General features: G+C 61.8%; 8 protein-coding genes, 3 rRNA genes and 1 pseudogene. 5 read left to right on the top strand and 7 right to left on the bottom strand.

Annotated elements, in window-relative coordinates; genetic code table 11:
• Positions 1–6: 6 nt before the first annotated feature.
• Positions 7–645: pseudogene (locus FCN77_RS06195) on the top strand (transposase); the annotation flags it as partial.
• A gap of 110 nt (positions 646–755) precedes the next feature.
• Here FCN77_RS06195 and rrf read toward each other — a convergent pair.
• The 4 genes from rrf to FCN77_RS06175 all read right to left on the bottom strand — a co-directional run bounded on the left by rrf (position 756) and on the right by FCN77_RS06175 (position 8,653).
• Positions 756–872: ribosomal RNA gene (gene rrf / locus FCN77_RS06190) — 5S ribosomal RNA — on the bottom strand.
• 232 nt (positions 873–1,104) lie between these two features.
• Positions 1,105–4,243: ribosomal RNA gene (locus tag FCN77_RS06185) — 23S ribosomal RNA — on the bottom strand.
• A gap of 538 nt (positions 4,244–4,781) precedes the next feature.
• Positions 4,782–6,306 (bottom strand): 16S ribosomal RNA (locus tag FCN77_RS06180).
• Together the 16S, 23S and 5S rRNA genes form the textbook arrangement of a ribosomal RNA operon.
• A 715-nt stretch (positions 6,307–7,021) precedes the next feature.
• Positions 7,022–8,653 carry an alkaline phosphatase gene (locus FCN77_RS06175; protein ID WP_137321560.1) on the bottom strand — a complete coding sequence of 544 codons (1,632 nt, stop codon included), beginning with the start codon at positions 8,651–8,653 and terminating at the stop codon, positions 7,022–7,024.
• Positions 8,654–8,767: 114 nt separating this feature from the next.
• Between FCN77_RS06175 and FCN77_RS06170 the strand changes: the two genes are divergently transcribed.
• The 3 genes from FCN77_RS06170 to FCN77_RS06160 all read left to right on the top strand — a co-directional run bounded on the left by FCN77_RS06170 (position 8,768) and on the right by FCN77_RS06160 (position 10,832).
• Positions 8,768–9,073 carry a DUF1905 domain-containing protein gene (locus FCN77_RS06170; protein WP_137321559.1) on the top strand — a complete coding sequence of 102 codons (306 nt, stop codon included), beginning with the start codon at positions 8,768–8,770 and terminating at the stop codon, positions 9,071–9,073.
• 63 nt (positions 9,074–9,136) lie between these two features.
• Complete coding sequence (locus tag FCN77_RS06165) at positions 9,137–9,559, top strand: alpha/beta fold hydrolase (RefSeq protein WP_254678878.1); 423 nt, start codon at positions 9,137–9,139, stop codon at positions 9,557–9,559.
• Entirely contained in the window at positions 9,543–10,832 is a 1,290-nt protein-coding gene (locus FCN77_RS06160) for an NAD(P)/FAD-dependent oxidoreductase (RefSeq protein WP_137321558.1), read from the top strand. The genes FCN77_RS06165 and FCN77_RS06160 overlap by 17 nt, the downstream gene beginning before the upstream one ends.
• Before the next feature lie 61 nt (positions 10,833–10,893).
• Here the strand turns inward: FCN77_RS06160 and FCN77_RS06155 are convergent, their stop codons facing one another.
• Together FCN77_RS06155 and FCN77_RS06150 are read right to left on the bottom strand one after the other, a co-directional pair.
• Positions 10,894–11,652: a hypothetical protein gene (locus tag FCN77_RS06155; RefSeq protein ID WP_137321557.1), complete on the bottom strand. Its 759-nt coding sequence runs from the start codon at positions 11,650–11,652 to the stop codon at positions 10,894–10,896.
• Between the two features lie 29 nt (positions 11,653–11,681).
• Positions 11,682–11,948 carry a hypothetical protein gene (locus FCN77_RS06150; protein ID WP_137324664.1) on the bottom strand — a complete coding sequence of 89 codons (267 nt, stop codon included), beginning with the start codon at positions 11,946–11,948 and terminating at the stop codon, positions 11,682–11,684.
• 229 nt (positions 11,949–12,177) lie between these two features.
• Between FCN77_RS06150 and FCN77_RS06145 the strand changes: the two genes are divergently transcribed.
• A complete protein-coding gene (locus FCN77_RS06145; protein WP_137321556.1) occupies positions 12,178–13,026 on the top strand; it encodes a class I SAM-dependent methyltransferase in 849 nt (282 codons plus the stop codon).
• Positions 13,027–13,234: 208 nt separating this feature from the next.
• On the opposite strand, the gene FCN77_RS06140 is transcribed toward FCN77_RS06145, so the two are convergent.
• Positions 13,235–14,983: a cytosine permease gene (locus FCN77_RS06140; RefSeq protein ID WP_137321555.1), complete on the bottom strand. Its 1,749-nt coding sequence runs from the start codon at positions 14,981–14,983 to the stop codon at positions 13,235–13,237.
• Between the last annotated feature and the right edge of the window lie 223 nt (positions 14,984–15,206).

Genomic DNA, 15,206 nt, shown 5'->3' with positions numbered 1-15,206 from the left:
GGGCGCGTGATCGGCGTCGACGAGCACTGCTGGCGCCACACCCGCCGCGGCGGTAAGTACGTCACCGTGATCATCGACCTGCCACCGATCCGGGACGGTACCGGTCCGGCGCGGCTTCTCGATATGGTCGAGGGCCGATCGAAGCGGTGTTCAAGACCTGGCTCGGCGAGCGAGACACGTCCTGGCGCGACTGCGTCGAAGTGGTTGCTATGGATGGGTTCACCGGTTTCAAGACGCCACCAGCGAGGAACTGCCCGACGCGCCCTGCACACCGGAATAGACCTGCTCACTGACAAGCAACGCCAACGGCTGACCGCGCTGTTCGCCGGCGACGAGCATGTCCAGCTCGAAGCGACCTGGGGTATCTACCAGCACATGATCGCGGCCTACCGCGAACCTGACCGGAAACGAGGCCGCGAACTAATACAGCAGCTCATCGGCTCGATCAGCCACAGTGTGCCCACCGCCCTACGCGAGGTGATCACCCTCGGCCGGACCCTCAAACGGCGAGCCGTCGACGCGCTGGCCTAGTTCGACCGGGCTGGCACCTCCAACGGGCCGACCGAGGCGATCAACGGCCGCCTCGAACACCTCCGCGGCTCACCCCTCGGCTTCCGCAACCTCACCAAGTACATCGCCAGATAGCTTGTGGAGACCGGCGGGTTCAGGCCCCGACTACACCCTCGATCATAAAGTGCCGTTAACGTGGGAGAGCCCCGACCAGTTGCCTGGTTGGGGCTCTCGACCTAATGGTTGTCCGGCGGTGACCTACTCTCCCACACCCTCCCGGGTGCAGTACCATCGGCGCTGTGGGTCTTAGCTTCCGGGTTCGGAATGGGACCGGGCGTTTCCCCCACGCTATGACCGCCGTAACCCTTGTACCCGTTCCGCCCTGGCTTTGACCGGGGTGGTGGGAAATCTGTGGTTACAACATGTTCCTGCCGGTTAAGGCAGGTGTGGTGTTGTTATTCAGTTATCGGTTTCCGTGCAACGTGCCCGTGGTGCGGGTTTGTTGGTTGGGAACCACATAGTGGACGCAAGCAGTCTTGTTTCTTTTTACCATTGTTGGTGTGAACCCCTTTTGAACGGGTTCACCAATGGTGTGTGGTGTAAGTTATCGGCCTATTAGTACCGGTCAGCTTCACGAGTCGTTAGTCCTCGCTTCCACATCCGGCCTATCAACCCAGTGGTCTGGCTGGGGGCCTCTCACACACAAGGTGTATGGAAATCTCATCTCGAAGCGAGCTTCCCGCTTAGATGCTTTCAGCGGTTATCCCATCCGAACGTAGCTAATCAGCGGTGCACTTGGCAGTACAACTGACACACCAGAGGTTCGTCCGTCCCGGTCCTCTCGTACTAAGGACAGCCCTTCTCAAATTTCCTGCGCGCGCAGCGGATAGGGACCGAACTGTCTCACGACGTTCTAAACCCAGCTCGCGTACCGCTTTAATGGGCGAACAGCCCAACCCTTGGGACCTACTCCAGCCCCAGGATGCGACGAGCCGACATCGAGGTGCCAAACCATGCCGTCGATATGGACTCTTGGGCAAGATCAGCCTGTTATCCCCGAGGTACCTTTTATCCGTTGAGCGACGGCCATTCCACAATGTACCGCCGGATCACTAGTCCCGACTTTCGTCCCTGCTCGAGATGTCTCTCTCACAGTCAAGCTCCCTTGTGCACTTACACTCGACACCTGATTGCCAACCAGGCTGAGGGAACCTTTGGGCGCCTCCGTTACTTTTTAGGAGGCAACCGCCCCAGTTAAACTACCCATCAGGCACTGTCCCTGACCCGGATTACGGGCCGAAGTTAGATGTCCAAAGTGACCAGAGTGGTATTTCAACGATGACTCCACCCGAACTGGCGTCCGGGCTTCAACGTCTCCCACCTATCCTACACAAGCCACTCCGAACACCAATACCAAACTATAGTAAAGGTCTCGGGGTCTTTCCGTCCTGCTGCGCGTAACGAGCATCTTTACTCGTACTGCAATTTCGCCGAGTTTATGGTTGAGACAGCGGGGAAGTCGTTACTCCATTCGTGCAGGTCGGAACTTACCCGACAAGGAATTTCGCTACCTTAGGATGGTTATAGTTACCACCGCCGTTTACTGGGGCTTAAATTCTCAGCTTCGCCTTGCGGCTAACCGGTCCTCTTAACCTTCCAGCACCGGGCAGGAGTCAGTCCGTATACATCGTCTTGCGACTTCGCACGGACCTGTGTTTTTAGTAAACAGTCGCTTCCCCCTGGTCTCTGCGGCCCCGATCCCCTCCCCACAGCAAGTGTGGTTCAAGGTTGGGGCCCCCTTCTCCCGAAGTTACGGGGGCATTTTGCCGAGTTCCTTAACCATAATTCTCTCGATCGCCTTAGTATTCTCTACCTGATCACCTGTGTCGGTTTGGGGTACGGGCGGCTAAAACCTCGCGTCGATGCTTTTCTCGGCAGCATAGGATCACCAAATCCCCCCGTGAGGGGGTCCCATCAGATCTCAGGCATCATGAACGGCGGATTTGCCTACCGTTCGCCCTACATCCTTAGACCGGGACAACCATCGCCCGGCTCGGCTACCTTCCTGCGTCACACCTGTTAATACGCTTACCTCCCAGGATCAGGTCCCGCGCTCCACCAAAACCCACACACCCCGAAGGGTGCTAGGGCAGGTCTCGGGCGGTTAGTATCCCCTGTTCAGCATGGGCGGTTTTTCGCCGGTACGGGAATATCAACCCGTTGTCCATCGACTACGCCTGTCGGCCTCGCCTTAGGTCCCGACTTACCCAGGGCAGATTAGCTTGACCCTGGAACCCTTGATCATTCGGCGGACGGGTTTCTCACCCGTCTTTCGCTACTCATGCCTGCATTCTCACTCGTGTAGGCTCCACCGCTGGTTTACACCGCGACTTCACTGCCCACACGACGCTCCCCTACCACTCCAGACGCCTGAACCAACCCCACAAAGGGAGCGGCTTGGCTACTATCTGAAATCCACAACTTCGGCGGTGTACTTGAGCCCCGCTACATTGTCGGCGCGGAATCACTTGACCAGTGAGCTATTACGCACTCTTTTAAGGATGGCTGCTTCTAAGCCAACCTCCTGGTTGTCTTCGCAACTCCACATCCTTTCCCACTTAGCACACGCTTAGGGGCCTTAGTTGGTGGTCTGGGCTGTTTCCCTCTCGACTATGAAGCTTATCCCCCACAGTCTCACTGCTGCGCTCTCACTTACCGGCATTCGGAGTTTGGCTGACGTCAGTAACCTTGTAGGGCCCATTAGCCATCCAGTAGCTCTACCTCCGGTAAGAAACACGCAACGCTGCACCTAAATGCATTTCGGGGAGAACCAGCTATCACGAAGTTTGATTGGCCTTTCACCCCTACCCACAGCTCATCCCCTCCATTTTCAACTGAAGTGGGTTCGGTCCTCCACGACGTCTTACCGTCGCTTCAACCTGGCCATGGGTAGATCACTTCGCTTCGGGTCTAGATCACGCCACTGCAACGCCCTATTCAGACTCGCTTTCGCTACGGCTGCCCCACACGGGTTAACCTCGCGACGTAACACTAACTCGCAGGCTCATTCTTCAAAAGGCACGCCGTCACCAGAATCAGACTGGCTCCGACGGATTGTAAGCACACGGTTTCAGGTACTGTTTCACTCCCCTCCCGGGGTACTTTTCACCTTTCCCTCACGGTACTGGTCCGCTATCGGTCATTAGGGAGTATTTAGGCTTATCAGGTGGTCCTGACAGATTCACACGGGATTTCTCGGGCCCCGTGCTACTTGGGATACTCTCACAGGCGGTACACAACATTACGGTTACGGGGCTCACACCCTCTCTGGCCGGCCTTTCAAGACCGTTCACCTATGCCTGCACATCACACCCCACTGTCCCGGCAGAGACAGTACGGAAAGTCCCACAACCCCGCCCATGCAACGCCCGCCGGCTATCACACATGGAACGGTTTAGCCTGATCCGCGTTCGCTCGCCACTACTAACGGAATCACTATTGTTTTCTCTTCCTGCGGGTACTGAGATGTTTCACTTCCCCGCGTTCCCTCCACGCACCCTATGTGTTCAGATGCGGGTCACCAGGCAGCTCGCGCCCCTGGCGGGGTTTCCCCATTCGGACACCCTGGGATCACAGTCCGGTTATCGACTCCCCCAGGCTTATCGCAGATTCCTACGTCCTTCTTCGGCTCCTAATGCCAAGGCATCCACCGTGTGCTCTTAAAAACTTGACCACAAAAGATCAAAAACGCTAATTTTCGAGAGAACCACAGAAACCAACCACACCCAACAACCACCAACCCCCAAAAGGGCCAGCCATCATCACGCGCAGCCAGATCCAGGTTCATATTCTTGGAAATTGCTTCTTATAAAAGATGCTCGCGTCCACTATGTAGTTCTCAAACAACAACCCCAAACCACACACCCCACACACCGGCATCTCCCAAAGGAAAAACCATCCGCGCATGATCGCTGCAGCCAGGAAACCAGAAACAAACAAATCCCGGGGCTAACCCCGGTCCTGTTGCCTCAGGACCCAACAGTGTGCCAAACACTAAACCGCGGTCCCCCCACCCGCACCGTTCCAGGACACCAGGCTCCAAAGAACCGGCATCCGTACTAGGCAGGATGAACAAAACCCGCGGCCGCTATCTGCTGATATTCCACCCGTGAGCACCCGCCGCAGAACAAACGTCTGCGCAACGGGCGTTACTCCTGACAACCCCACCACACGGGCATACGCCCGGCAGGGTGATTGTAGGTGCTCCTTAGAAAGGAGGTGATCCAGCCGCACCTTCCGGTACGGCTACCTTGTTACGACTTAGTCCCAATCGCCAGTCCCACCTTCGACAGCTCCCTCCCACAAGGGGTTAGGCCACCGGCTTCGGGTGTTACCAACTTTCGTGACTTGACGGGCGGTGTGTACAAGGCCCGGGAACGTATTCACCGCAGCGTTGCTGATCTGCGATTACTAGCGACTCCGACTTCATGGGGTCGAGTTGCAGACCCCAATCCGAACTGAGACCGGCTTTTTGGGATTAGCTCCACCTCACAGTATCGCAACCCTTTGTACCGGCCATTGTAGCATGCGTGAAGCCCAAGACATAAGGGGCATGATGATTTGACGTCGTCCCCACCTTCCTCCGAGTTGACCCCGGCAGTCTCCCATGAGTCCCCGCCATTACGCGCTGGCAACATGGAACGAGGGTTGCGCTCGTTGCGGGACTTAACCCAACATCTCACGACACGAGCTGACGACAACCATGCACCACCTGTGAACCGGCCCCAAAGGGGAAGGACTGTTTCCAGCCCGGTCCGGCCCATGTCAAGCCTTGGTAAGGTTCTTCGCGTTGCATCGAATTAATCCGCATGCTCCGCCGCTTGTGCGGGCCCCCGTCAATTCCTTTGAGTTTTAGCCTTGCGGCCGTACTCCCCAGGCGGGGCACTTAATGCGTTAGCTACGGCGCGGAAAACGTGGAATGTCCCCCACACCTAGTGCCCAACGTTTACGGCATGGACTACCAGGGTATCTAATCCTGTTCGCTCCCCATGCTTTCGCTCCTCAGCGTCAGTTAATGCCCAGAGACCTGCCTTCGCCATCGGTGTTCCTCCTGATATCTGCGCATTTCACCGCTACACCAGGAATTCCAGTCTCCCCTACATCACTCTAGTCTGCCCGTACCCACCGCAGATCCGGAGTTGAGCCCCGGACTTTCACGGCAGACGCGACAAACCGCCTACGAGCTCTTTACGCCCAATAATTCCGGATAACGCTTGCGCCCTACGTATTACCGCGGCTGCTGGCACGTAGTTAGCCGGCGCTTCTTCTGCAGGTACCGTCACTTTCGCTTCTTCCCTACTGAAAGAGGTTTACAACCCGAAGGCCGTCATCCCTCACGCGGCGTCGCTGCATCAGGCTTGCGCCCATTGTGCAATATTCCCCACTGCTGCCTCCCGTAGGAGTCTGGGCCGTGTCTCAGTCCCAGTGTGGCCGGTCACCCTCTCAGGCCGGCTACCCGTCGTCGCCTTGGTGAGCCATTACCTCACCAACAAGCTGATAGGCCGCGAGTCCATCCAAAACCACAAAAAAGCTTTCCACCCCCCACCATGCGATGAGGAGTCATATCCGGTATTAGACCCAGTTTCCCAGGCTTATCCCAGAGTTAAGGGCAGGTTACTCACGTGTTACTCACCCGTTCGCCACTAATCCACCCACAAGTGGGCATCATCGTTCGACTTGCATGTGTTAAGCACGCCGCCAGCGTTCATCCTGAGCCAGGATCAAACTCTCCGTTGAAGTAAAACAAAAACAGACACACCATGCGCCCCCGGGAAAACGGGATGCACACAATGCACAAAATTTGAAACCAGCTGTAAAAACCAGACCACACCACGGGGTGGCATAATCCAGTCAATTCAACCAATCCATATAAACAAATTGGTATCAACAAACTTGGCACACTATTGAGTTCTCAAACAACAGACACACCCGGCACCACCACAACCAACAATTCGGTCGCGGATCGCTCCGGAGCAACTTCCCAAACTTACCCGCTTTCGAGGAACTTTGCAAATCAGCGTTTCCGCCGATTTCCATGTCCACAAGAGGGTCCCCACCCGGTTTCCGCACGCCATAAAAGCGCCGTTTTTCAGGCCATTCAGAAGGGGGTCGGTCGCTATCTTTCCGCATCAGCGGCGGCGACTCGAATTACTTTACACGGCCCGTAGACCCGGCGCAAACCGGGTCAACCAAGGTGTCCTAACGGCCAAAATCCCCGGAATCACGGGGGCTGCGGCGGATCCAGGAGGTCCCGGCCCCGCGATTCCGCTGATATGGCTTTTTGTGGAGCCCGTCACACCGGCAGGACCGCCCAGCAGAGCCGCCCGGCAGGGATCTAAGTAGCAGCAGGTGTCGCTATCAGAGCCCAAAACGACATCTGCTGCTACTTAGTTGGGGGGCACCGCCGTCGGACGGTGCCCGCCCACCTCCGGAAGGCAGGCAGAGGCAGAACCTACCGTTCCGGCTGAAGCTCCTTGCGCCACAGCACCGTGCCGTTGGCGTTGCGCAGGCTGACGGTGAAGACGTCGTCCGCGTTCAGGTCCACGTGGCCGAAGAACTGGTTTTCGCCGCTGCGCGGGGACTGATTGGGGTAGGCGCCCGTCTTGAAGAAGGCAACCTCGGGGCCGAAGGTGCCGTCCAGTTCGCCGGGGCCGAAGCTGCCCGCATTGATGGGCCCGGCCACGAATTCCCAGAACGGATCGAAGTCGGTGAAGGCCGCACGGTCCGGCGAGTAGTGGTGCGCGGCGCAGTAGTGGACGTCCGCCGTCAGCCACACGACGTTTTTAACCCGGTTGCGCTTGAACGCGGACAGCACCCCTGCGATCTCGAGTTCCTTGCCCAAGGGGGCACCGGCGTCGCGGTTTGACAGGGATTCCTGGTTCACCGGGCCGTCCGGGACCACCAGTCCCAGCGGGAGGTCCGCGGAGATGACCTTCCAGGTGGCCTTGGACTGGCTCACTTCGCTGATCAGCCAGCGCGCCTGCTCTTCGCCCAGGATGTGCGTGAGGCGCGTTTCCTTGCCGTCGGTATTGGGGTCCTTGAACGTGCGCATGTCCAGGCAGAACACGTCCAGCTGGGGCCCGCGGGAGATCTTGCGGTAGATGCGGGCCGGCTCGAAGCCCGTGCTCCCGTCACCGATCCGGGCGCTCCGGCCGGAGATGGGCTGGTATTCCTGCCACGCCTGGAGGCCGCGGGCGGCGAGTACGTCCACGCGGCGTTCGGTGTAGCGGGTATCGGTCAGGATCTGCCCCGGGTACCAGTTGTTGTGGGTTTCGTGGTCGTCCCACTGCGCAATCACCGGCACTTCAGCGTACATAGCGCGGATGTGGCTGTCCATGAGGTTGTAGCGGTGCCGGCCGCGGAACTCGTTCAGGGTCTCGGCTACCTTGGACACCTCCTCGGTGACCAGGTTGCGCCAGATCTGCCCGTCGGGCTCGGTGACCTGCGCGGCGATGGGCCCGTCTGCGTAAATGGTGTCGCCGGAGTGGATGAAGAAGTCCGGCTTGGTGGCGTGCATGGCCGCGTAGCCGCGCATCCCGCCGATCTCCTCGTTGATGCCCCAGCCCTGGCCTGCGGTGTCGCCGGTCCAGACGAAGCTCTGCCTGCGGGGCGCCCGGCCGCTGTTGAGCAGACCCTGGCCCGGCGCCGTGCTGAAGGAGCCCTCCGCGGTTTCGCCGGCGTTGCCGTCGGTGTCCTCGAAATGCATGGTGAGCGCGAACCGGGTGCCCGCGGGGAGGTGGTCGGCGTTGATCCGGGAGGTGAAGTCGGTGGCTTCGCTGGCGGCGCTCCCCTTCAGTACCCGCTGGAAGGCGCGGCCGCCGCGGAGCGGGGTCCCGTCGTCGTCCACTGCCAGCAGGCTGGCCACCAGCCGGCCGGGGCCCGACGCGCGGGACCACAGCACGCCGGACTCGGTGGTGACATCGCCGGTGGCGATGCCGGACGGGAGGGCCAGCCGGTTACGGACCAGCGCGACGCCGGCAGGCCGGGCAGCGTGGGCGGCGCCTTGGGTTGCGGGTACGACGGCGGCGGCACCGGCCGCGGCCAGGGCACCTTTGAGGACATTTCGGCGGGTGAAAGCAGTCATGCCTTCATGTTTGACCGCGCGAATGAACCGGTGGTGGCGGGGGTGTTAACCGGGCATTGATCCGGCCTGTCGAGATCCGGCGAACACGGACCCGCCGCCTGCCATACTCGAAGCGTGACGACGTCGTACGCGTTCCGTGGCGAGCTGTGGCACTATCCCGAGGAATCCGGATGGCACTTCATCACGCTGCCGGCGGACGTGGCCGAGCAGCTCCGCGACGACTCCACCCCCTTCCGCAAGGCCTTCGGCTCGGTGAAGGTCAGCGCCTCCATCGCCGGGCACAGCTGGTCCACGTCGATGTTCCCGGACAGCAGGAGCAACTCGTACCTCCTGCCGGTCAAAAAGGGCATCAGGACCGCGGCGGGCATCCGTGCCGGGGACGAGGTGGACGTCGAACTCGTCCTGATGCTCGAGGGCTGAGTGCACGCCCCTTGAATCCTGCAGGGCCGGGCGTATGGTTCTTCCATGGGACCGATTCGGGCCATGTTTCTTCCGGGCGCAGTTCTCCCCGCGCAGCCTGCGTACGGCGCACTGATTGAGGCGCTGGGACCGGACGTCGACGCCGCAGCCAAGGACCTTGAGCTCTATGCCGGCGAGGATCCGCCGCCGGGCTGGAGTCCGGACACTGAGATAGAGGGCGTGCTGCGCGAAGCCGATGCCCGGGGATGGGAAACATTCCATCTCGCGGGGTATTCCGGCGGGGGCGCAGCGTCGCTGGCCTTCGCCGCCAGGCGCCCTGAGCGCTTGCTGAACCTGTCCCTGCTTGAGCCGGCCTGGGCCGGAACCTGGGATTGGAGCACGCCACCACTTCGATCCCCGCACCGGATCGAACCCGAACGCCTGGCCGGGCTGCTGCGTGAGCACTGGGATCGCGCCGAGAGCAAGCGCCATGCAGATCTCCGCTGATCCTCTCCCGGCAACACCCGCGAACCACCCGACTGGCACGGACACCCTTGTGGTCGGAGCCGGACAGGCGGGACTGGCCCTGAGCTACTGGCTGAACCAGGCCGGCGTCGAGCACCAATTGCTGGAACGGCGCGAAAGCCTCGGCGGGGCGTGGCAGGACCGGTGGGATGCGTTCTGCCTGAACACGCCGAACTTCTCGCTGACGCTGCCCGGGATGCCGTACAACGGCCCGGAGCCGGAGGCGTTCATGCCGCGCAATGACCTGATCGGCTACTTCCGGCACTATGCGGAGAGCATCGGCGCTCCCGTCCGCACCGGCACCGATGTCACGCGCATCGCGCCGGCGGACGGCGGCCGCTTCAGCGTGGAGACCACCCAGGGCAGCTGGCGGGCGCGGAACGTGGTGCTGGCCACCGGCGGCTACCAGAAGCCGAAAATCCCCGCCGTGTCCGCGAAGCTGCCGGGCCACCTCCTGCAGCTGCACACCGATGCCTACCGCAACCCGGGCCAGCTGCCGGACGGCGCCGTCCTCATTGTGGGCACCGGCCAGTCCGGCGGCCAGATTGCCGAGGAACTGCTCTCCGCCGGCCGCGAGATCCACCTGGCGGTGTCCACCTGCCCGGAGGCGCCGCGCCGGTACCGCGGCCACGACCTGCTCTTCTGGATGATGCACCTTGCCGAACACGGGCCAACGTACGGGCTCAACGGCCTCACCGTGGGGCAGCTGCCCTCCCCCGCGGCGCGGTTCGCCTGCAACCCGCTGGTGTCCGGTGCCGACGGCGGCCACGACATCCATCTGCGGGACCTCGGCCGCCGCGGCGTCCGGCTGCACGGCCACCTGGAAGCAGCCGACGACGGCGAACTCACCTTCAGCGACGATCTTCCGGAGCGCTTGGGCACGGTGGAGTCGGTGTTCTACCAGCGCATGCAGCCGATGTTCGACGCCTACGTTGAAGCCACCGGGCTGTCGGCGCCGCCGGCGGACCCGCGGCGGGTGGACGATTGGCTTCCGCCCGCCCAGCCTCCACGGCTGAACCTCAAGGCCGCGAACATTACGTCAGTCATCTGGGCCACCGGCTACCGGCTGGACTTCAGCATCCTGGACATTCCGGTGCTGGACGAGTGGAGCTACCCGCGGCACGTCCGCGGCGTAACCGAACAGCCCGGCCTGTACGCCGTCGGGCTGCCGTGGCTGACCGGGCACGGTTCGTCGATTGTGGCCGGCGTCGGGCGGGACGCCAAGTACATCGCGGAGCACATCGCCGGGCGGTGATACCGGGCGCGTTGCGGGGGCATGAAGGTGTGCGCGTGACACACGCGGTTGCGCCCGCTGACTACTCCGTGAAGAGCCCGTCGAAGTGCGCCGGTCCGGCCAGGCCGGCCGAGCTGAACCAGTCCTTGGCCCATGCCTGGACCGACGGCAATCCGAGCTGTTCAGCCACCGCATCCGGCGGTCCGTCGAAAACGGAAGCGCCGCCGTCGTAATCCCCAGCCCCGCTGCCGGCGAGGTGCCGGAAGAGGGCCGGTTGGTCCAGGAAGGGCAGCTTGTCGGGGCCGCCGTCGGTCAGGACGCCCCAGCGCGAGCTGTACAGCGAAAAAGCCTCCGGACGTTCCCCGCCGTCCAATACAAGCGGACAGGCGTCGGCGTCGAGCTCGATCCGGCGGTAGTTGGGTTCCGTTTCGTCCAGTGCCATCAGCTGGCCCTCATCAAGCCACGACACCCAGACGGTGGTGCACTCCCCCAGCTGGAGATACGGGGCAGCCGCGATGTAACCGGCCCGGCTTACGTGCGCGGAGTGGCCCACGGCGATGTCGTGGAGCTGGCCGCGGACCAGAGGCAGGACCGGGCTGACAGGCTGGTGGCAGGTGGCGAACTTCCGCCTCATCACGTCCGGACTCGCATTCGAGCCGATCGAAACCACCAGGGACCGGTCTTCCAGCGGTGCCACGTTGGCAGCCAGGAGGGCCTCGTCCAGGCCGGCCGCCAGCTCCAGCGGCAGGAAATCGTCGCCACGGATGACACCCGAGGCTTCAGGCGGATCCCACGGATACAGCAGCGGATCGAGCTCGCTGGTGTGATCAGTTCTGGGCATTCCTGTCAGTCTTCCTCGTGGTGCAGCAGTCAGTCACCCATGCCGGGGTGGACGGGCACGAAGTCGATCTTGTTTCCCGGGCTGGCCTTCTTGGTCGGAGACCGCGAGAATCCTTTCGCGTCCAGGTGGTTCTGTGCCCGGTATTCGGCGAGGGCCTCGTCGTAGGCCCTGTTGAGCCTGCGGCCGGAGAGCTCCTCCGTTGTGCCGTCGGCAAAGGTGACACTAATGAGGACGCTTTCCGGAAAGCGCCGGTTCATCCGGACGTAGCCATCGGCATCCTGCTGGAGATTGATCAAAGTGTGGTTCGCTTTCGTGGTGGTGACTTCCAGTCTCCCGCACTTTTCGTCGCCGCAGGTGATGCGGCGCAGTCTAGCCACCGGCCACAGCCGCCCTTGGGTTAGCCCCGGTTAGCGCCGACACCTTTACATCCCCTCCATCCGCGGCCAAAATGACTTCCATCACGGCCTCCAAGGGGCCCACAACGCCCCGGCCACAGGGAACCTGCCACAGCAGAGGGGCACCACCATGAATGACAAGACCGACGCAGCCGAAGCGGACCGGGCGTTGAAGCAAGAACACCGCGCCATGTGGGCACAGGGCGATTACCCGGCCCTCGCCAGCGAACTGGTGTCAGACCTCGGAGCGATCCTCGTTGATGCCTGCGGCATCCGGCCCCGCCAGCGCGTCCTGGACGTGGCCGCCGGTGCCGGCAACGCGGCCATTCCGGCCGCCATGATGAACGCCGAAGTCATCGCCAGCGACCTCACCCCGGAAATGTTCGACGACGGCCGCCGGCAGGCAGCCGATCGCGGCGTTGAGCTGGAGTGGAAGGAAGGGGACGCCGAGGCGCTGCCGTTCGCCGACAACGAGTTCGACGCCGTGATGTCCTGCCAGGGCGTGATGTTCGCGCCGCACCACCAGGCGGGCGCGGATGAGCTGGTGCGGGTCTGCAAACCTGGCGGCACCATCGGCCTGCTGAGCTGGACGCCGGAAGGGTTCATCGGGCAAATGTTTGCCACCATGAAGCCGTTCGCTCCCCCGCCGCCTCCGGGCGCCCAGCCGCCGACTCTGTGGGGCAGCGAGGAGCACGTCCGCGAACTCTTCGGCGGCAGGCTCTCGGATGTCAAGGCAGAAAAAAGGACGGTGGCCATCAGGAGCTTCCACCACCCGGAGGACTTCCTGCACTATTTCAAGTCGCACTACGGCCCCACGATCTCGGTGTACAAGTTCCTGGGTGACGACGAGGACAAGGTCAGCGCCCTGGATAAGGCCCTCACGGAGCTGGCTGACACGTACCTCGAGGCCCACGGCGATGCCACGGCGCAAATGGAGTGGGAGTATCTGCTGCTAACCGCCAAGAAGGCGCGTGCCTGAACCCCCGGCGTCCCTGAACTTGACGCCATTACCTGCGTTCGTCATCACGACAGGCATTTCTGGTGACGGTCCCTAGGCGGCTCCCGTGAAGGGACTTGATGAACAGCAATACCACCACCCCAAGCCCAACGTGAATGGCGCACGCCATGCGTCCCGACGGCGGGACCGCGGGCCGGGCCGCCCACCGCCGTCGAGACCGATGGGGCTCTTACGGCTGCGCCGGGAGCACCAGCTCCCCGGTCTTGTCCGTCGACAAGGCGAGGGACGAGATGTACTGCCTCTCGCCGTCGGGTCCGTCCTGGGCGGAACGGACCATGTCCGGACGCTCGAACTCCAGGCCCGTCACGTGGCACAGCAGCTTGGCGTCGCTGGGGTTGCCGTCGGCGTCGAACATGGGCAAATCGATCCCGTCATCAGAACGGCGCAGGTAATATTTTCCGCTGGTCAGGACAGCCAGCAGCGGCGTGAGTACGAGGGCCAGTCCGATGGCGAAGATCGGCGAGTAAGGCTGGACGGCCAAACCAAAAGTACCAAAGAACACGGCGATCGAGACGGCGGCGGACACCAGCATGGAGACGAAGCCAACGGGGTTGACGGCGTAGAGCATGCCGCGGCGGAACTCCGGGACTTTTGGCGAAATCTTCAGCAGGTACTTGTTGATCGCGATGTCGGACGCTACGGTGACCACCCACGCCATGGCGCAGTTGGCGTAGAACCCCAGAATGGTGTTCAGGAAGTCGAACATGTTCGCTTCCATCAGAACCAGCGCGATCACGAGGTTGACCACCACAAAAACCATGCGGCCCGGGTAGGTTTTGGTGATGCGCGTGAAGCTGTTGGTCCAGGCCAGCGAGCCGGAGTACGCGTTGGTGACGTTGATCTTGATCTGCGAAATGACCACCAGCATCACGGCAAGGGTCATCGCGAGCCAGGCCGGCATCATTTCCTGGTAGACGCCCAGGAACTGGTGCACAGGTTCGTTAGCGTGCACGGAGGCCGCCGGATCCAGCGTGGCGATCAGGTAGATGGCAATGAACATGCCCACGATCTGCTTGATGGCACCGAAGATGACCCAGCCCGGGCCGGCCAAGATGACGGCACGCCACCAAGCCCCCTTGTTGTCAGCCGTTTTCGGCGGCATGAAGCGCAAGTAGTCGATCTGCTCGGCGATCTGGGCCATCAGAGACAGACAGACACCAGCTGCCAGCATCACCGAAGCCAGGTTGGTGCCCTCCGCCCCGGATTTGCCGGTGAACGCGAAGAACCCGTCGATGCTTTCCGGGTGCGACACCACCAGATATCCCACCGGCACCACCATCAACAGCAGCCACAGGGGAGTAGTCCACACCTGCAGCTTGGCCAACGTGTTCATCCCGTAGATGACCAGCGGAATGACGATCAGCGTGGAGGCCGCGTAGCCCAGCCACTGCGGGATGCCGAGTCCCAGCTCGAGCCCTTGGGCCATGATGGACCCTTCGAGGGCAAAGAAAATGAACGTGAAAGTCGCGAAGATGACGTTCGTGACCACGGACCCGTAGTACCCGAAGCCTGAACCGCGGGTGATGAGGTCAAGGTCTATGTTGTACCGGGCCGCGTAATAGGCGAGCGGAAATCCGGTGGCGAAAATGACTACGGCCGCCACAACAATGCCAAGAATCGCATTCACGGTGCCGTAGGAAATTCCGATGTTTGCCCCGATGGAAAAGTCGGCCAGGTACGCAATGCCGCCCAGCGCGCTGGTGGCAACAACTCCGGCACTCCATTTGCGGTACGACCGCGGCGCGAACCTAAGCGTGTAATCCTCGAGGCTCTCTTTAGCCGCGCCCATCGCATCGGCGTTGCCGGGCGACTGGGCGCTACCCGCTGTCGTAGCCGTCCGTGAAGGATCGACGACGGCGGTCCTGCCCGGCGCCGTCGGCGGCTCCAGTACCTGTGTGTTCTTCAAATCGTCAGTCATCCCCAGTCACTTTCCTCGTCTGAACATCTGCCTCGACGCTATAGACGGGAAGCAACAGTGGAGTCACCACCGTGTTTCCGCACTGTTACTTGTATCAGCTGGACGGGGGTCAAGATTGCCGCCGATTTGTGGACTCCAACAAAATCACGGCAGCGCCGTCGTCGTCGGTCATTAACGAACCCAAAGCCCGGTTTGGGGAACCGGGCCTTGGGCGTTTTCGGGA

It is taken from the genome of Arthrobacter sp. 24S4-2, assembly GCF_005280255.1.
GTDB lineage: Bacteria > Actinomycetota > Actinomycetes > Actinomycetales > Micrococcaceae > Arthrobacter.
Note: the sequence above shows the minus strand (reverse complement) of the source record. Positions and strands in the feature narration are given on the sequence as shown.